This is a genomic window from Sandaracinus amylolyticus (assembly GCF_000737325.1).
In the GTDB taxonomy this organism is placed as follows: Bacteria; Myxococcota_A; Polyangia; order Polyangiales; family Sandaracinaceae; genus Sandaracinus; species Sandaracinus amylolyticus.
This window is the reverse complement of the sequence record NZ_CP011125.1, coordinates 7,126,285-7,142,508: the sequence shown is the minus strand read 5'-3', so window position 1 is coordinate 7,142,508 and position 16,224 is coordinate 7,126,285. Positions and strand designations below refer to the sequence as shown.

Below are 16,224 nucleotides of genomic sequence, written 5' to 3'. Positions count from 1 at the left end.
GTCCGGATCGGCGTGACGGATCGTGCCCGAGCCGCCCACTCAGCCGGCGTGACGTGCGCCGGGACACACGGGTTGTGCACGATCCGGCGCGCCGGCATCCTCGCCGTCGTGAACGGACGACTCGCCGTCGGCCTCGCGCTGTGCCTGGCGCTCCCCGGTTGTTACGCGAGCCACGGGCTCGACGGCGAGGGGCCGAGCGGCGAGCTCGACGCGTCGTTGCGCTTCGATGCGTCGCTCCGCTTCGATGCGTCGGTGCCGTCCGACCCGTCGTCGCGCCGCGACGCGGGGGCATCGCGCGATGCGGGTCGCCCGCCGCGCGATGCCCAGCTCCCGAGCGTGCCCGACGCGGGCTACGAGCCCGGCACGCTGGCCGGCGACTACTACACGTTCTGCGTGCGCTACGCGCTGCTCTACTGCGAGCCCAACGCGCGCTGCTGCGACCGACCGGATCGCGTCCTGCCGCCCGGCGAGTGCGACGACATCCTGATCGCAGGGTGCGCTGCGACCGCCGCCGAGCTCGAGCCGCTCCGCGATCAGCTCACGTGGAACCGCGAGGCCGGCGACGCGTGGCTGCGCTCGGTGATCGACGCGGCGCCGTATTGCGACCCGATCCAGATCCCGAAGCAGAACGAGTTCCTCGTCGGCAGCGTGCGCGAGGGCGGCGACTGCACGCCGCCGGTCCCGCCGCGCGAGGATCTGCTCGGCCACTGGGCGCGCTACGTGTGCGAGCCGGGCCTGCGCTGCGAGATCACCGGCACCGTCGACCGCATGCGGGGCCGCTGCACCGACCTCGGCGAGGCCGGCGATCCGTGCACGACGGCGACCGAGGACTGCGTGTCCGGCCTCTACTGCGACGCGCGCGCGGTGAGCGATCCGCGCGCGGCGTCGCCGGGCCTCTGCATGCCGCGCGTGCCGGTCGGCGGCGAGTGCCACGCCGACCACGCGTGCGAGGCGATGTACTGCGATGACGACAACCGCTGTGCGCCGCTCGACGCGCACGACACGTGGTGCATCGCCGTCGTGAACGTCGAGTGAGCCTCAGCTCTCGGCGAGCACCTTGTCGAGGATCTCGTTGACGAGCGCGGGGTTCGCGGTGCCGCGCGTCGCCTTCATCACCTGACCGACGAAGAAGCCGCGCACGGCGGCCTTGCCGGCCTTGAGCTTCTCGACCTCCTTCGGGTTGTCGGCGACGACCTTGCGGATCGCGGCCTCGATCGCGCCGGTGTCGGTCACCTGCGCGAGGCCCTTCTTGTCGACGATCTCCTTCGGGGCCTTGCCGGTCTTCACCATGTCGGCGAAGACGTCCTTCGCGATCTTGCCGTTGATCGTGCCGCCCTCGACGAGCGCGAGCAGCTCCGCGAGGCGCTGCGGCGGGACCGGGAAGCGCGCCTCGAGCCCGTTCGTCGTGGTCTCGCGCAGCACCTCGCTCTGCACGAAGTTCGCGACCTTCTTGCCGAGCGTCGCGAGCGGCTGCTTGGTCAGCGCGGCGGTGTCGATCACCGCCGACTCGAACCACGCGGCGACGCCGGGGTGCGCGCTCAGCACGCGCGCGTCGTACTCGGTGAGGCCGAGCTCGCTCTGCCAGCGCGCGCGGCGCGCCGGGATCGCCTCGGGCATCTTCGCGCGGACCTCGTCGATCCACGTGGGATCGACGCTCAGCGGCGGCAGATCGGGATCGCTGAAGTAGCGATAGTCGTGTGCCTCTTCCTTGCTGCGCATCGAGAGCGTCTTGCCCTGGGGCTCGCTCCAGGTGCGCGTCTCCTGCACGACCTTGCCGCCGCTCGAGACGAGCGCCTCCTGGCGCGCGACCTCGTACTCGATCGCCTTCTTCACGAAGCGGAACGAGTTGATGTTCTTCAGCTCGACGCGCGTGCCGAGCTTCGGATCGCCGACCGGACGGATCGAGACGTTCGCGTCGCAGCGGAACGAGCCCTCCTCGAGGTTCCCGTCGTTCACGCCGGCGAACATCAGGACGTCGCGCAGCACCCTCAGGTACGCCTCGGCCTCGTCGGCGCTGCGCAGATCGGGCGCGCCGACGATCTCGATCAGCGGCACGCCGGCGCGGTTGAAGTCGACGAGCGTGTCGGTCCCCGCTCCCACGCCGTGGAGGTTCTTCGCCGCGTCCTCCTCGAGGTGGATGCGGATGATGCCGACCGTCTTCTTGCCGCTCGGGCCGTCGATCTCGAGCGCGCCGTGCTCGTTCATCGGCAGCTCGAACTGCGAGATCTGATAGCCCTTCGCGAGGTCGGGATAGAAGTAGTTCTTCCGCGCGAAGCGCGACGCGCTGCGCACCTCGCACCCGGTCGCGAGCGCGGCGCGGATCGCGAGCTCGATCGCCTGGCGGTTCGGCACCGGGAGCGCGCCCGGCAGGCCGATGCACACCGGGCAGATCTGCGTGTTCGGCGGCGCGCCGTACGCGGTCGCGCAGCCGCAGAACATCTTCGTGCGGGTGAGGAGCTGCGCGTGCACCTCGAGCCCGATCACCGTCTCGTACGCCGTGCTCATGATCGCCTCAGCCTCACGCGGAGAAGATGGGGGCGTGGAGATCCTTCCACTCGGTCGCCTGCTCGTACGCGTGCGCGACCTGGAAGAGGAGGTCCTCGCGGAACGCGGGCGCGGTGAGCTGCATGCCGATCGGCAGGCCCTGATCGAGGCCGGCGGGCACGTTGATCGCGGGAAGCCCCGCGAGGCTCGGCGGCAGCGTGAACACGTCCGCGAGGTACATCTCGAGCGGGTTCTGCGTCTTCGCGCCGAGCGGGAACGCGACGCTGGGCGAGGTCGGCGTGAGCACGACGTCGCACGACTCGAACGCCTTCGCGTAGTCGCGCGCGATGAGGGTGCGCGCCTTCTGTGCCTTCGCGTAGTACGCGTCGTAGTAGCCGGCGCTGAGCACGTACGTGCCGAGCATGATCCGGCGCTTCACCTCGGGACCGAAGAGCTGCGCGCGCGTCTTGCCGTACGTCTCCTTGAGATCGCCGGACTCGATGCGCGGCCCGAAGCGCATGCCGTCGAAGCGCGCGAGGTTCGAGCTGCACTCCGCGGGCGCGACGATGTAGTACGCGCTGACCGCGTGCTCCGCGGTGGGGAGCGCGACGTCGACGATGGTGCAGCCGAGCGCGCGCAGCGTGTCGATCGCCTTCGCCATCGCGGCCTTCACGCCGGGCTCGTTGCCCGGGCCGTCCACCGCGTCGCGCACCACGCCGACGCGGAGGCCCTTCACCGGCTTGCCGAGCGCGGCCTCGTAGTCGGCGACCGGCACGTCGGCGCTGGTCGCGTCGCGCGCGTCGTGGCCCGCGACGACCTTCGTGATGCGCGCGCAGTCGCGCACGTCGCGCGCGAAGGGCCCGATCTGATCGAGCGACGACGCGAACGCGATGAGCCCGTAGCGCGAGACGCGCCCGTACGTCGGCTTGAGCGCGACGAGCCCGCAGAACGATCCGGGCTGGCGCACCGAGCCTCCGGTGTCGCTGCCGAGCGAGAGCGGCGCGAAGCCCGCGGCGACCGCGGCCGCGCTGCCGCCCGAGCTGCCGCCCGGCGCGCGCCCCTGGAGCCACGGGTTGTGCACGGCGCCGAACGCGCTGTTCTCGTTCGACGAGCCCATCGCGAACTCGTCCATGTTGCACTTGCCGACGATCACCGCGCCGGCGGCGCGCAGCCGCTCGATCACGTCGGCGTCGTAGGGCGCGATCCAGCCCTCGAGGATCTTCGACGCGCAGGTCGTCGGCGTGCCGCGCTGGCAGAGGTTGTCCTTCACCGCGACCGGCACGCCCGCGAGCGGCCCGAGCGCGTGGCCCGCGGCGCGCGCCCGATCGACCGACGCGGCCGCCGCGAGCGCGCCCTCGGCGTCGACGTACAGGAACGCGTGGATGCCCGCGTCGAGGCTGGTGATGCGCGCGAGCGCAGCGCGCGCGACCTCGACCGCCGAGACCTCTCCCTTCGCGATCGTCTCGGCGATCGCGACGGCGGAGCGCTGGTGCAGCATCACTCGCCCTCCATGACCTTCGGCACCGCGAACGCGCCGGCCTCGCTGCGCGCCGCGGCGCGCAGGGCCTCGTCGCGGCGAAGCGACGCGCGGGGCAGGTCCTCGCGCAGCGGGCACACCATGTCGAGCGCGTGCTGCGTCGGCGGGACGCCCTCGGTGTCGAGCTTCGCGAGCGTCGCCATCGAGTCGAGGATCGAGTCGAGCTGCGCCTGCATCGTGCGCACCTCGTTCTCGTCGAGCGCGAGCCGCGCGAGCGCCGCGACGTGCCGGACTTCCTCGAGACCGATCCGCTGGGTCATGGGTGTCCTCCCGAAAGGGGCGGGACGGTAGCACGCGGCCACGCAACGAGCGGCGGGTGGACCCGATGGGCGCGCTGCATGGCCGAGCACTCCACGCGTGAAGGATCCCGACGGGAGCACATCGGGGGCTACGAGGTGCTCTCGCGGATCGGCGCGGGAGGGATGGCCGAGACGTTCCGAGCGCTGCGGCGCGGGCCGGGCGGCATCGAGCAGCGGGTCTGTCTGAAGCGGATCCTCCCCGCGTGGCAGGACGACGCGCGCTTCGTGCGGATGTTCCTCGAGGAGGCGAGGATCGCAGCGCGCCTGCGGCACGCGACGATCGTGCAGGTGCTGGACGTGGGGGAGCACGAGGGTGCGCCGTACCTGGCGCTCGAGCTGATCGAGGGCGCGGATCTGCGGCGCGTGCTCGACACCGAGAACGCGCACCGGCGCGTGCTCGCGGCGGACGTGGTCGCGCTGCTCGCGCTGGAGCTCGCGACGGCGCTCGAGCACGCGCACGAGCACGGCGTGCTGCATCGCGACGTGTCGCCGGCGAACGTGCTGATCAGCGAGGTGGGCGAGGTGAAGCTCGCGGACTTCGGGATCGCGAAGGCGCAGGATGGAGCGGCCGTGACCTCGACCGGGTTCGCGAAGGGCAAGGTCGCGTACATGGCGCCCGACTACGCGGCGACGGGGAAAGCATCGACGGCGAGCGATCTCTTCTCGCTCGGCGTGCTGCTCTACGAGGCGGCGTCGGGACGCCGCCCGTTCCGCGGCCCGATGCGCACGCCGAAGGATCGCGCGCCGCTCGCGAAGACCGCGCCGCACGTGCCGCCACGCCTGGTCGGCATCGTCGAGCGCCTGCTCGAGCCCGAGCCGCGCGATCGTTATCCGAGCGCGGGCGCGCTGTTCGACGCGGTCGCGGAGCTGACGCCGACCGCGAGCGCGCGGAGAGCGCTGGGCGCGCTGGCGAGAGCGGCTGCGGTGGAGATCACGACCGTGGAAGAGCGGACGATGCAGTCGGAGTCGCCGCCGTTCGTGTGATCACCCGAACTGCCGGGCGCCTTCTTCTTCCCACCAGCGGCGGTACTTCTGCTGCGCGACCTCGCGCTCCTTGCGCGTCGCGGCGGGGTGGAACCCGTAGTACTGCTGCGTGAGCGACTTGAGCTCGTCGCCCGCGGCGGTGCGGATCGACTCGTCGCTGTGCGAGAGCGCGTCGATGAGCCACTCGATGCGGTGGCGGCGCTCGTTCTTCTGGAGCCACGGCATCCAGCGGCGCGCCGCGGTCCCCATGTCCTCGCACGCGATCTCGACGAGCGCGCGGTGCGCGACGTCGGCGAGATCCTGGTCTTCGTCGTCGAGCAGCTCGATCAGCAGGCGCACCGAGCCCGCATCGCGCAGCGCGCCGAGCGCGCGCGCGGCGCGCCGGCGCTTCTCCGGATCGCGCCCGCGGATCTTCGCCGCGCGGCGCAGCTGCGCGAGCGTCTCGACCCACTCCGCCTTGAAGCTGCGGAACCGCGGGAGGATCTCGAGCGCCGCCGCGCGCACTCCGTCGTCGTCGTCGAACACGCGATCGGCGAGCGCCGCGACCAACGTCGGATGGACGATCTCGCCCGCGACCAGCGTCGCGTAGAAGCGACGGTCCGACTGCGCGACGTCGAGCAGCGACGCGACGTACGGCGCCGCGCGCTCGCGGAACGCGACCAGCGCCCGCCCGATCGCCGACACGTCGCGACCGCGCGGCATGCGGCGGTACGGGCGGCGCCGATCGAACCAGAGCGGCCCGGGGAACGCCTGCGCGAGCGTGGGCAGCGCGACCTCGCCCATGCGCACGAGCGAGTCGACGATCGCCTGCTCGCCGTCGGGCCCGCAGCGCGAGAGGTCGACGACCATCGCGTTGACCTGATCGCCCATGTCGACGATGACGGTCGGGCTCTCCACGCTCGACGGAGGCGCGGCGTGGCGCTGCGGCGGCGCGCTGTCGGCAGGCCGCTGCCGGCGCGCCTCGATCGCGGGGACGTGGATGACCTCCTGCGTCACCGGCACGTCGTCCTCGGAGACCTCGGCGCGCGGATCGGGGCGCATCGAGCGCGGCCGCTCGGTCGCGTTGCGCTTGGGCGGCGCGGCCGTGACCACGTCGACGCCCGCGTCGCGGACGATGTACGCGCCGCCGGCGCGCGGGGCGGCGGAGCGCGGCGGCTCGGGCGTGAGGTCGCTGGCGAGGTCGTGCTCGCCGCTATCGGCGCCGTTCGTATCGTAGGCGAGCGTGAGCTCGGGCTCGTCGTCGTCGCGCGCGGGCGCGGGCGGCGGACGCTCCGACACCGGCGGGAGCGAGACGTTCGCCTCGGGCGGCAGCGGCGCGGCGCGCGGGATGCCGAGCATCGAGCGCAGCGTCGCGCTGCGCGGGGCGCTCGAGCGCGCGAGCGCGGCGACGTCGAGCCCGGGCGAGCTCGCGGTGCGCGAGACCGCGGGCCGCGGCGGCTCGCTCGGGACGGTCTCGAGGCCCGGTGCGCTCGATGCGGCAGGGGGCGCGACCGACTCCCAGCGCGACGCGACCGGCGCCGCACGCTGCGGGGTCGCGACCGGCTGCGCCGGCTCGCGACCAGCGCGATCACGGAGCGACGCACGATCGGGGAGGCGCGGCGCGTCCTCGGGGCGCGAGAGCACGGGGAGCGCGTCGGGCGGCGTCGACGGCGTGGGCTGCGCGCCCGCCCACGACGCGCGCGGCCGCGTCACCGGCGTGATCTCCGCCATCGCGCGCGCGGCCATCTTCAACGTGTCGCGCTCGGAGCCGGCTCGTTCACCCTCGCTGGGCTCTTCGCCGCCGCTCGCGCCGCCGCGATCCCCGCCGGTGCCGCGCTGGTACCCCGGGCCGCGCTTGCGCCGCAGGATCAGCCGCTCGAACGCGTCGACGACGCGCGGCACGAACGCGACGAGCTCCGGGAGGTCCGCGACCGTGAACGAGTCGCCCGCACGATCGGCGTAGAGCATCAGCACGGCGCGCCCGCGGATCGCGACCGGCATCACCAGCGCGGGCGTGGTCGCGCCGCGAGAGAGATCGCGGAGCACGAGACGATCGAGATCCGACGCCGCGAGCCGGCCGACGTGCGGCTTGAGCGAGCGCCGCACCTCGCCGAACGTGCCCGGCACGTCGAGCGGCACCGCGATGCGCCGCACCGCATCGAGGCCCGCGCCCGAGCCGAACGCGTCGCGCCCGTCGGCCACGTCGTCGTGCACCACGAAGAGCGCGGCGTAGTCGAAGAACTGGCGCGAGAACGCGAAGAAGACCTCGAGGATCTCGTCGCGGTGCTCGGCCTGCTCGAGCAGCTTCACCGCGTGCGCGGCGGTGAGCGGGCCGCGGAGGCGCCGCAGCGCGCGCGCGGTCTCGCTGCCGGGGTCGGACTTCGGAGGCTGCTCGGGCGCGTCGGTCGGGGGCTTCCCCGTGGTCCCGACCGGCTGCGGCGGCGGGAGCGAGCTCGGACGCTGCGGGGCCTCGCGCACGTGTCGCTCGACGACCTCGCGCGGCACGCCGAGGGGATCGGTGGTGCGGCTCTCCGGCACCTGCGAGGCGCGCACGATCGGCGTGCTCGGCGGCGGCGCCGTCTCCTCCTCGTCGTCCTCCTCGTCGAGCCAGTCGGCGACGCTCGGCCGCTTCTGCGGCATGTGCGAGAGCGACTGGCGATCGACCTTGCCGTCCTGCGGCGGCGCGACGTACGGGACCGGTCCGGGATCGCGCGCGCGCAGCTTGTCGATCAGGCGCGTGTGCCGCGGCGGCGCGTCGATCGCGTAGTGGTGGACCAGCGCGGCGGAGATGCGCACGTCGCAGACGATGCGCGTGACGAGCTCGAAGCCGAGCAGGAAGCCGAGCTGCTCCTCGACGTCGGCGTCGAGCGGTCGCGCGAGCGCGACGAGCAGCGTGCCGCCGTCGACCGCGAGCGGGACCAGGCGATGACGCTCGGCGATCTCGCGCGGCACGATGCGCACCGTGTCGCGCGGCACGCGCATCACCTCGTCGCGCGTCGCGGGCAGCAGCGCGTACAGCGCGGCGCAGTACGCGGCGAGCGTGTTCTCGGCGACGGCGTCGAGCTCGAGCAGGACGCTCGACATCTCGCCACCCGACACGACCTGCTTCTGCAGCGCCTCCTCGATCTTGCGAACCGGGACCACCTGGTCGCGTGCGAGGAGGGAGGTGAGGGCGGACATGCGTCGTCGTTCCGAGGGGTTCCGATGTTCGCCCGCGCCCTCGGGAGGTGTCAACGAACCTGTGCGTTTCCGGCGCGGGAGTGGAGGGCGTGCTACGGCTCGAAGACATGCCCGGACGCACGCTGGGGCTCGTGGTGGTGGCGCTCGTGGCGCTCGCGGGCTGCGGGCCAGGCGAGGGCGGTGAGGGCGACGACGGGGGCGGGATGCGCCTGCGGACACGATCGCCGGGCGCGACCGAAGCGGACTGTCCTGACGGATCGACCCTGACCTACGACACGTTCGGGCGCGAGTTCTTCGAGGCGTATTGCGTGCGCTGCCACGACTCGCAGCTCGCGACGATCGCGGAGCGGAACGGGGCGCCGCTCGGCACGGACCTCGAGACGCTCGCGGACGTGCGGATGCACCTCGAGGCGATCGACGAGGCGGCGGCGGCGGGCCCGACGCGCGTGAACCTGTACATGCCGCCGAGCACGAGCACCGCGATCCCGAGCGACGCCGAGCGGGACCAGCTCGGCGAGTGGATCGCCTGCGGCGCGCCCTGAGCCGTCGTCACGGGATCCCCGGGACCGCGACGCCGAGCGTCGCGCCCACGAAGAGCCCGGCGACGTCGAGCAGACGCGCGTCGCTCGTCACGATCACCGGGCCGAAGTCGACGCCGACGTCGATCGCGAGCCGCAGGTCGAGCCAGCGGTCGAGCGCGAGCCCGACGAGCGCGCGCACGAAGCCGCCGCCGACCGCGTTCGTGCTGGTCCGGCCGACCCACCCCTCGAGGCGCGGCCGAGTGTCCGTCCACGACACGCCGCCTTCGAGGTGGACGCCGAGCGAGAGCGACACGACGCGCTCACGCAGCGCGAGCGGGCGCGCGCCGATCGACGCGAGCGCGAGGACGGATTCGGCGTCGGCGAGGATGTTCCGTGCGCTGGTCGCTTCGACCGAGAGCTCGACGTCGAGCCAGTCGTACGCGACGGCGACACGCACGCCTCCGAGCGCCGTCGCGGTATCGAGCGGGTAGACGCGACCGCCGGCGCGGAGCGAGACGTCGGAGGGGCCGTGCGGCGCAGGCGCGACCGGCACGGGCGCGAGCTCGAGGGGCATCCGCGCGACGGCCGGCGGGGGCGCGGCGGCGATCGTCGGCTCGACCGGGGGTGGCTCGGGACGCTGTGGCGATGCCTCGACGGCGCGCGCGGACTCGACCATCGCGCCGACGACGAGCGCCAGCGTGCGCGCGTGGAGGTGCGGCGGGATCGTGGCGAGCGCGACGCGGTGCTCGAGCACGAGATCGAGCTCGGTCGCGGTCACCACCACGCGCGCGTCGGACGCGTCGCGGCATGCGATCTCGATCCTGTGGAACGGGTCGTCGTCGAGCGTCGCGCCGAGCTCGAGCGCGATCCCGTCGCGCACGGCGGTGTCGTCGCAGCCCTCGACGGAGAGCATCCACGCGCGAGCACGCACCGCGGAGCCGAGCACGATCACGAGCGCGCACGCAGCGCACCACGATCTCACCGGGCGAGCGCCTCGCGCGCCGCCGCATCGAGCGCGGGAGGGAGCCCGAGCTCGATCGCGCGCGCGTAGCTGTCGCGTGCCTCGGCCTCGCGCCCGAGCGAGGTGAGCAGCCTCGCGCGGGTGAACGCGGCGACCGGCGCTTCGGGCGAGCGCGGGTGACGCTCGACGATCGCGCCGAGCGCGGTGATCGCGTCGTCGACGCGTCCTTCGCGGCGCGCGTGATCGGCGTCGTCGAGCCAGCGCGCCGGCTCGTCGTCGGGTGGCTGCGCTTCGGTGCGCGCGGCGCGGCGGGGTGTTTCGCGCGGGGCCGGCGCGGGCTCGACGTCGGGCGGCGTCGGAGGCGGTCCGACGTCGATCGACGCGCCCGCGCCGAGCCGCTGCACGCCGTCGGGCACGGCCGCGCCGCGGACGATCACCACGCCGCGCTCGACCGCGACGTGGACGCGCGCGCCGTCGCGCCGCACCGAGAACACCGTCCCGACGACCTCCACGCTCACGCCGCCGCCCTCGACGCGCCAGCGCCGCGCGCCACCGGGCGTGATCGAGAATCGCGCGCCGCCTGCGCGCAGGTGCAACGCGACCTCGTGCTCGTCGTTCGCCAGCACCTCGAGATCGCCGAGCGCGTCGGGCTCGACCGACGAACCCTCGTCGAGCGTGATGCCCACGCCGCGGAGGACGCCCGAGAGCGGCGCTCCGTCGGCGTGCGCGATCGGGCCTCGCGCGCTCGACGACATCGCGCGCTCGCGCGTGCGCTGCTGCGGTGCGCGCGGGGACGGATCCGGACGTGCGATCACGATCATCACGATGGCCGCAGTCGCGAGGGCCAGCGCGGCGATCGCGAGCACGCGCCGCGCCCGCCGATTCGTCCTGCGCGCGGCGATGCCGCGCCACGCGTGCGCGAGCTCGGCCTCCGACACCGCGTCCTCGAGCGCGCGTCCCAGCGATGCGCGCGGACCGTCCGACCGGCTCACGTCCCCTCCTCGTGTCCGGCGCCGAGCCGCGCGCGCACGCGTTCCTCCGCGGCGGCGATCTCGCGCTTCACCGTCGCGAGCGAGCATCCGAGCGACTCCGCGACGGCCGGCAGCGACTCGCCCTCGACGCGATGCAGCGTCCACGCGAAGCGGCGGCGCGGCGGCATCGTCGCGAGCGCTTCGGAGACGCGCGCGAGCTCCGCGCGCTGTTCGGGCGAGACGTCGGGGCTGGCGAGCGTGTCGAGCGTCGCGTCCTCGCCGCGATCGAGACCGAGCATGCGCGCGAGCCGGCGGCGGCGGAACCGGCGATGTGCCTGGTGCACGGTCATGCGCGCCAGCCAGCGGCCGAGCGCAGCCGGATCGCGCAGCGCGGAGAGCTGCGTGTACGCGTCGACGAACACGTCCTGCAACACGTCCATCGCGTCCTCGCGCCGCCCGAGGAGCCGGAGCGCGAGGTTCGCGACGCGAGGCGCGTGGCGCCGGTAGATCGCGGCCTCCGCCCAGGCATCGCCCTCGAGCGCGCGCGCGACGAGCTCCGCGTCGTCGTCGGCAGGCTCGGCGCGACGCGTGGCGACCGCGTGCTGCGGCGTGCGTCGAGAGGTCATTCGGCCTCCAGGGCCGCGACCGGGGTCGATCGGCTCACGCGCCGCGAAGGTGAGCCGATGCGGGGCGGTCGGGGCCCGAGAGCGCGAGTCCGCTGGACACCCGGAGGTCGCGATGCGTCGAAGGTCCTCGCTCCCACCCGCGCTCTGCGCGCTCGTGCTGCTCGCAGGTTGCTTCGAGACCGAGCGCGTGCAGGGCGTCGCGCTCGGTCGCGACGCCGCCGTGCGACCGCTGACGGTCGAGAGCCGCGGCGGGCCGTGGCACGACTGCAGCGAAGCGCGCGAGCGAGGCGCGGCGGGAGACGCGTGCGACTTCGACGGCGCGTGCGCCGCCGAGACGGTCGAGGTCCGCTGGATGGACGGCGTGGTGTGCCTCGGCGCGCGCCTCGTGCGAACGCGCGAGTCGAGCCCGTCTCACCTCGAGTGGATCCACCCGTGCCCGTCGTCGATCGACGTCGAGGGCGCGTGCGTCACCGCGCCCGACGCGCAGTGCGAGGCCGGCGGGCCGGGACGTCGCGTCACCGCGTGCGCCGTCACCGCGGCGCCCGACGACGGAGTGCCGCCGACGCCGTGGCAGCTGCGCGACGAGGCTTCGTGCGAGCTCTTGCGCGCGAGCCACGCCGAGCCCGGTGATCGCTGCGAGGGCGAGCACGTGTGCCGCGGGCGCTGGGCGATCTCGGACGACGCGTACTGGACCACGATCGCGTGGTGCGACGCGGGGGACCTGCGGGTCGTGGTCCCGCTCACCCTGCAGTGAGCGCCGCGCGGGCGAGGCGGTCGACGCTCATCGCGACGAGCACCGGAGCCGCGGTCTCGACGCGCATGATCGGGACCGCGACCCGCGCGCGGCGCCACCCCGCCGCGACGAGCGCGTCTTCTTCGGCCGGGGAGAGCCCGCCCTCGGGGCCGACCGCGATCCACGCCTCGAGCGCGCCCTCGAGCGCCTCGTCCCACGTCACGCCGGCGCGCGGAGACGCGATCAGGCGCGCGGCATCTTCGGGCGCGCGGCGCGCGACCTCGGCGAGCGGTGCGGGCGCGACGATCGCGGGGATGTGCGCGCGCTCCGCCTGACGTGCGGCCTCGTGCGCGATCTTGTGCAGTCGATCGAGGCGCGCCGCGCTGCGGTCGGCATCGGGTCGCGCGACCGAGCGCTCGCCGAGCGCGAGGTGGATCGCGGCGACGCCCGTCTCGGTGCACGCGCGGACGATGTCGTCGAGCTTGCCGCCCTTCGGCAGCGCCTGGACGAGCACCACGCGACTCGTCGGCGCGACCGCGACGCGCAGGGCGTCGATCACGCACGCGATCGTCGTCGCGTCGGCGTGCTCGACGACGGCGTCCGCTTCGGCACCGACGCCGTCGAAGAGCACGACGCGGTCCCCCGCGCGCAGGCGGAGCACACGCGCGTGTCGGGCCGCGTCGGCGTCGAGCACGACGCGCGCGCCGGGGTCGCCCAGCGCGCGCGCGTGCAGCCGGCGCGGCTCGCTCATCCGCGGCGCGACTTCTTCTTCGCCGCGGTCTTCTTCGCCGCGGTCTTCTTCGCGGGCGCCTTCTTGGCGGTCTTCTTCGCGGGCGCCCTCTTGGCGCTCGCCTTCTTCGCGCTCGCCTTCTTCGAGCCGGCCTTCTTGGCCGCGCTCTTCTTCGCACCCGCCTTCTTCGCGGGCGCCTTCTTGGCGGCGGCCTTCTTCGCGGGTGCCTTCTTCGCGGCGGCCTTCTTGGCGGCGGCCTTCTTCGAGCCGGCCTTCTTGGTGGCGGCCTTCTTCGCGGGTGCCTTCTTGGCCGCGCTCTTCTTCGCGGGTGCCTTCTTGGCGGCGGCCTTCTTCGCGGACGCCGTCTTCGCGCTCGCGGTCTTCGCGACCGGCTGCGCTTCACCCGCCTCCACCTCGCCCTCGAGCGGCACGCTCTCGTCCACTTCGGTCGGCGCGAGCAGCGCCACCGAGCCGTCGGCCGAGCTCGCCGGCTCCGACGCGAGCAGCACCGCCGCGCCCGCCTCGAGCACCTGCGTCTCGTGCTCCTCGACCTCCATCGTCTCGTCGTCGTCCTCGTCGTCGTCGTCGTCGCTCGCGCTCTCCGCGCTCACCGCGTCGTCGCCCGCGCCGTACGTCTCGAGGTCGTCGAAGCCGTCGCGGCCCGCGGCGTACATCGCCTCGTCCCGCTCCTGCTCCGCGCGCTGCTCTTCCGCGAGCATCGCCGCTTCCTCGGCCGCGTCGTCGATCCGCGTCTCCTGCGAGAGCTCGTCGACGACCGTCTCCGCCTCCGCCAGCTCGTCGATCTCCGCCGTCGTGGCGCCCTGCGCCTGCGACCCGTGTCCGTTCGCGTCCTGCACGTCGTCGCTCCTCTCTCGTGCGCGCGCCTCGGGCGCGCGGAAGGTCAACGCAATCCAGTCCCGCTCCTGCCGTCGCGCCACCGGCTCCATCGCCGCGTACGCGCGCCGGATCTCGTCCTCGTCCTGCAACAGCAGACCCGACAGCACGAGCATCCCGCCCGGCGCCACCCGCGCCATCAGCGCCTCGGCCATCGGCAGCAGCACCCGCGCCTCGATGTTCGCCACCACGAGGCCCCACCTGCCCTCGATCTGCTCGATCGGCGTGGTGCTCGCCTTCACGCGATCCGCGACCCCGTTCGCCTCCGCGTTCTCGTTCGTCGCGTCGATCGCGAGCTCGTCGTTGTCGATCGCGACCGCGTCCGCCGCGCCCAGCAGCAGCGCGCCGATCGACAGGATCCCGCTGCCGCACCCGACGTCGAGCACGTGCTCGCCGCCGCGCACCCACCACTCGAGCTCGGCGAGCACGAGACGCGTCGTCTCGTGCGTCCCCGTCCCGAACGCCTGTCCGGGGTCGAGCGTCAGGACCACGTCTCCCTCACGGGCATCGACTTGTTCCCAGGAGGGGCGGATCACCAGTCGGTTTCCGATCCGCGTCGGCTTGAAGAACTCGCGCCAGCGGTGCTTCCACTCGTCGCCGACGATGTGCTCGATGCGCGCGCTCCAGCCGCGCTCCTCGCCGATCAGCGCTTCCGTCGCGATGCGCGCCTCGTCCTCGTCGTCGAAGTGCGCGACCAGCAGCGCGCCTCCTTCGACCGGCTTGTCGAGCGTGCTCGCGTCGCGCTCCTCGACGCCGCTCGCGCCCAGCTCCCACAGCATCGCCGAGGCTTCGTCGACGTCGTTCTCCGGCACCTCGACGTGCACCGTCGGGTATCGCGGTGTGCTCTCGTCCATCGCTCTTCCTGGTCCTCCGCGCGTCAGCCGCGCGAGGCCCGTTCCATGACGCGAGGGCGAGCCGCGATCAATCGTCGATCGTGATCACCAGGGTGCCCTGCGGGTTGTTCCCGCCACCCTGGCTGCCGAGCACGACGCCGAGCACGATCGCGCCCGCGACGACCGCCGCGCCGCCGCCGATCGCGATCCAGAACCACGCCTCGCTCGTCACGTCGCCGCCCGGCGCGGGCACCGCGATGCGCAGCGGCGCCGCGACGTCACCGCGCGACGCGATCGGCAGCCCGCCGCCGTCCACGGCCTCGAAGTAGTACTCGACGAGCGGCGGGCTCACGTCGTCCGCGGGGATCGTCGCGACGTAGTCGTTGCCCTCGCGCGTGGTGTCGACGCGCCGGAACACCGCGCTCGTGCCCTGGCGGTACGCGAGGACGAGCTGCGCGACGCGCCCGCCCGGATCGTCGACCTGCGCCGAGAGCTCGACCGCCTCGCCACGGTTCGCCTGCGGCGGCGAGCGATGCTGGATCGACACCGGCGCCGGCGGCGCGCGACCCGGGCGTCCCTCCGACTCCCACTGCTGGCGCACCTGCGCGAAGAATTCGCGGAAGCGCGGGCTCAGGTCGCTGCTCGCCTCGTGCGCGGGATCGATCGCGAGCATCGAGCGCCACGCGCCCGCCGCTTCTTCCTCGCGATCGAGCGCGAGGTAGGTGAGCGCGAGGTAGCGGTAGATCTGCCCCTGCTGCTCGCGCGTGTTCCCGTGGCGCACCAGCGCCGCCGAGAGCGTCTGGAGCGCCTCCTCGAAGCGCAGCTCGTCGTACTCGCCGATGCCGCGCTCGATCAGCGGGTTGCCGCCCTGCGCGTGCGCTGGGACCGCCACCACGAGCGCCAGGAACGAAGCGAAGACGAACGTCAGCCCGAGGCGGAGCATGCGGCGGACCCTATCAGATCCGAGAGGCGCATTTCACGCGCGAGGCTCGGTCCGGAGTTCCGTGGTACCTTCGCGCGCATGGGCCTCAACCGGCTCTTCGTCTCGCAGTCGAAGCTCGATCAGTGGCTCTCCGAGGAGCTCGTCGACGTCGACGGCGAGGTGATGACCACCAAGAACGACGGCAACCGGTTCAACCTCAAGACCGCGGTGCTCTTCCTCGAAGAGGTCACGGGCGCCGGAGATCCCTCGGACCTCATCGGAAAGGTCAAGGATCTCGAGCAGATCCAGACCGTCGGCGGGGAGTACGCGTCGGGCTCGGTGATCCTCGGGGACCACGCCTACAACGTCGTCGAGGGCTTCGTCGGGGACCCGATCCTCGACGGCTCGACCGCGGACGCGGGCGCCGCGAACACCGGCGACACGCTCGCCGCCGCGATGCGCAGCATCACCGGCGACCCCGCGCGCGAGGGTGAGCTCGACCTGCTCGCCCGCTTCTTCCTCGCGTCGCGCGGGACGTGAGCGCTCGACGTTCGCCGATCTCGGCTGCAG

At 73.6% G+C, this 16,224-nt stretch carries 15 protein-coding genes; 5 read left to right on the top strand and 10 right to left on the bottom strand.

What is annotated here, in order from left to right:
* The first annotated feature begins 108 nt into the window (after window positions 1-108).
* Complete coding sequence (locus tag DB32_RS30305; RefSeq protein ID WP_157069568.1) at window positions 109-1,035, top strand: hypothetical protein; 927 nt, start codon at window positions 109-111, stop codon at window positions 1,033-1,035.
* A 3-nt stretch (window positions 1,036-1,038) separates the two neighbouring features.
* Here the strand turns inward: DB32_RS30305 and gatB are convergent, their stop codons facing one another.
* From gatB to gatC, 3 genes are read right to left on the bottom strand one after another with little or no spacing between them, the layout of a single operon-like run.
* Entirely contained in the window at window positions 1,039-2,505 is a 1,467-nt protein-coding gene (gatB, locus tag DB32_RS30300) for an Asp-tRNA(Asn)/Glu-tRNA(Gln) amidotransferase subunit GatB (protein WP_053236136.1), read from the bottom strand.
* A gap of 13 nt (window positions 2,506-2,518) precedes the next feature.
* Window positions 2,519-3,982, bottom strand: coding sequence for an Asp-tRNA(Asn)/Glu-tRNA(Gln) amidotransferase subunit GatA (gene gatA / locus DB32_RS30295; RefSeq protein WP_053236135.1), 1,464 nt, complete (start codon window positions 3,980-3,982; stop codon window positions 2,519-2,521).
* Window positions 3,982-4,281 (bottom strand): Asp-tRNA(Asn)/Glu-tRNA(Gln) amidotransferase subunit GatC, encoded by a 300-nt coding sequence (gene gatC / locus DB32_RS30290; protein WP_053236134.1) that lies wholly within the window; start codon window positions 4,279-4,281, stop codon window positions 3,982-3,984. The genes gatA and gatC overlap by 1 nt, the downstream gene beginning before the upstream one ends.
* Window positions 4,282-4,359: 78 nt before the next feature.
* On the opposite strand from gatC, the gene DB32_RS30285 reads away from it, so the two are divergent.
* Window positions 4,360-5,304, top strand: a complete 945-nt coding sequence (locus tag DB32_RS30285; RefSeq protein ID WP_053236133.1) for a serine/threonine-protein kinase — start codon at window positions 4,360-4,362, stop codon at window positions 5,302-5,304.
* Here DB32_RS30285 and DB32_RS30280 read toward each other — a convergent pair whose 3' ends face one another.
* Window positions 5,305-8,463, bottom strand: a complete 3,159-nt coding sequence (locus DB32_RS30280) for a GspE/PulE/PilB domain-containing protein (RefSeq protein ID WP_083457944.1) — start codon at window positions 8,461-8,463, stop codon at window positions 5,305-5,307.
* 107 nt (window positions 8,464-8,570) lie between these two features.
* Between DB32_RS30280 and DB32_RS30275 the strand changes: the two genes are divergently transcribed.
* The gene (locus tag DB32_RS30275) at window positions 8,571-9,005 is read left to right on the top strand and encodes a hypothetical protein (RefSeq protein ID WP_157069567.1); all 435 of its coding nucleotides are present in this window, start codon (window positions 8,571-8,573) and stop codon (window positions 9,003-9,005) included.
* A gap of 7 nt (window positions 9,006-9,012) precedes the next feature.
* Here the strand turns inward: DB32_RS30275 and DB32_RS30270 are convergent, their stop codons facing one another.
* From DB32_RS30270 to DB32_RS30260, 3 genes are read right to left on the bottom strand one after another with little or no spacing between them, the layout of a single operon-like run.
* A complete protein-coding gene (locus DB32_RS30270; RefSeq protein WP_053236130.1) occupies window positions 9,013-9,966 on the bottom strand; it encodes a hypothetical protein in 954 nt (317 codons plus the stop codon).
* The gene (locus tag DB32_RS30265; protein WP_053236129.1) at window positions 9,963-10,937 is read right to left on the bottom strand and encodes a FecR domain-containing protein; all 975 of its coding nucleotides are present in this window, start codon (window positions 10,935-10,937) and stop codon (window positions 9,963-9,965) included. Before DB32_RS30265 ends, DB32_RS30270 begins: the two co-directional genes overlap by 4 nt.
* Complete coding sequence (locus DB32_RS30260; RefSeq protein ID WP_053236128.1) at window positions 10,934-11,542, bottom strand: RNA polymerase sigma factor; 609 nt, start codon at window positions 11,540-11,542, stop codon at window positions 10,934-10,936. The genes DB32_RS30265 and DB32_RS30260 overlap by 4 nt, the downstream gene beginning before the upstream one ends.
* A gap of 112 nt (window positions 11,543-11,654) precedes the next feature.
* On the opposite strand from DB32_RS30260, the gene DB32_RS30255 reads away from it, so the two are divergent.
* Entirely contained in the window at window positions 11,655-12,296 is a 642-nt protein-coding gene (locus DB32_RS30255) for a hypothetical protein (protein WP_157069566.1), read from the top strand.
* Here DB32_RS30255 and DB32_RS30250 read toward each other — a convergent pair.
* The 3 genes from DB32_RS30250 to DB32_RS30240 form a co-directional block, all read right to left on the bottom strand.
* Entirely contained in the window at window positions 12,283-13,026 is a 744-nt protein-coding gene (locus DB32_RS30250) for an RsmE family RNA methyltransferase (protein ID WP_053236126.1), read from the bottom strand. The genes DB32_RS30255 and DB32_RS30250 overlap by 14 nt on opposite strands.
* Window positions 13,023-14,753 carry a 50S ribosomal protein L11 methyltransferase gene (gene prmA, locus DB32_RS30245; protein WP_053236125.1) on the bottom strand — a complete coding sequence of 577 codons (1,731 nt, stop codon included), beginning with the start codon at window positions 14,751-14,753 and terminating at the stop codon, window positions 13,023-13,025. The genes DB32_RS30250 and prmA overlap by 4 nt, the downstream gene beginning before the upstream one ends.
* Window positions 14,754-14,820: 67 nt before the next feature.
* On the bottom strand, window positions 14,821-15,675 hold the full coding sequence (locus DB32_RS30240) for a tetratricopeptide repeat protein (protein WP_053236124.1): 855 nt from the start codon (window positions 15,673-15,675) through the stop codon (window positions 14,821-14,823).
* A gap of 78 nt (window positions 15,676-15,753) precedes the next feature.
* On the opposite strand from DB32_RS30240, the gene DB32_RS30235 reads away from it, so the two are divergent.
* The gene (locus DB32_RS30235; RefSeq protein WP_053236123.1) at window positions 15,754-16,194 is read left to right on the top strand and encodes a hypothetical protein; all 441 of its coding nucleotides are present in this window, start codon (window positions 15,754-15,756) and stop codon (window positions 16,192-16,194) included.
* Window positions 16,195-16,224: the final 30 nt, after the last annotated feature.

What these genes read in the sequence shown, in the direction of transcription:
- gatB (WP_053236136.1), bottom strand. Translation starts at nt 2,505, where the DNA reads ATGAGCACGGCGTACGAGACGGTGATCGGGCTCGAGGTGCACGCGCAG.
- gatA (WP_053236135.1), bottom strand. Translation starts at nt 3,982, where the DNA reads ATGCTGCACCAGCGCTCCGCCGTCGCGATCGCCGAGACGATCGCGAAG.
- gatC (WP_053236134.1), bottom strand. Translation starts at nt 4,281, where the DNA reads ATGACCCAGCGGATCGGTCTCGAGGAAGTCCGGCACGTCGCGGCGCTC.
- DB32_RS30285 (WP_053236133.1), top strand. Translation starts at nt 4,360, where the DNA reads ATGGCCGAGCACTCCACGCGTGAAGGATCCCGACGGGAGCACATCGGG.
- DB32_RS30280 (WP_083457944.1), bottom strand. Translation starts at nt 8,463, where the DNA reads ATGTCCGCCCTCACCTCCCTCCTCGCACGCGACCAGGTGGTCCCGGTT.
- DB32_RS30275 (WP_157069567.1), top strand. Translation starts at nt 8,571, where the DNA reads ATGCCCGGACGCACGCTGGGGCTCGTGGTGGTGGCGCTCGTGGCGCTC.
- DB32_RS30260 (WP_053236128.1), bottom strand. Translation starts at nt 11,542, where the DNA reads ATGACCTCTCGACGCACGCCGCAGCACGCGGTCGCCACGCGTCGCGCC.
- DB32_RS30255 (WP_157069566.1), top strand. Translation starts at nt 11,655, where the DNA reads ATGCGTCGAAGGTCCTCGCTCCCACCCGCGCTCTGCGCGCTCGTGCTG.
- DB32_RS30250 (WP_053236126.1), bottom strand. Translation starts at nt 13,026, where the DNA reads ATGAGCGAGCCGCGCCGGCTGCACGCGCGCGCGCTGGGCGACCCCGGC.
- prmA (WP_053236125.1), bottom strand. Translation starts at nt 14,753, where the DNA reads ATGGACGAGAGCACACCGCGATACCCGACGGTGCACGTCGAGGTGCCG.
- DB32_RS30240 (WP_053236124.1), bottom strand. Translation starts at nt 15,675, where the DNA reads ATGCTCCGCCTCGGGCTGACGTTCGTCTTCGCTTCGTTCCTGGCGCTC.
- DB32_RS30235 (WP_053236123.1), top strand. Translation starts at nt 15,754, where the DNA reads ATGGGCCTCAACCGGCTCTTCGTCTCGCAGTCGAAGCTCGATCAGTGG.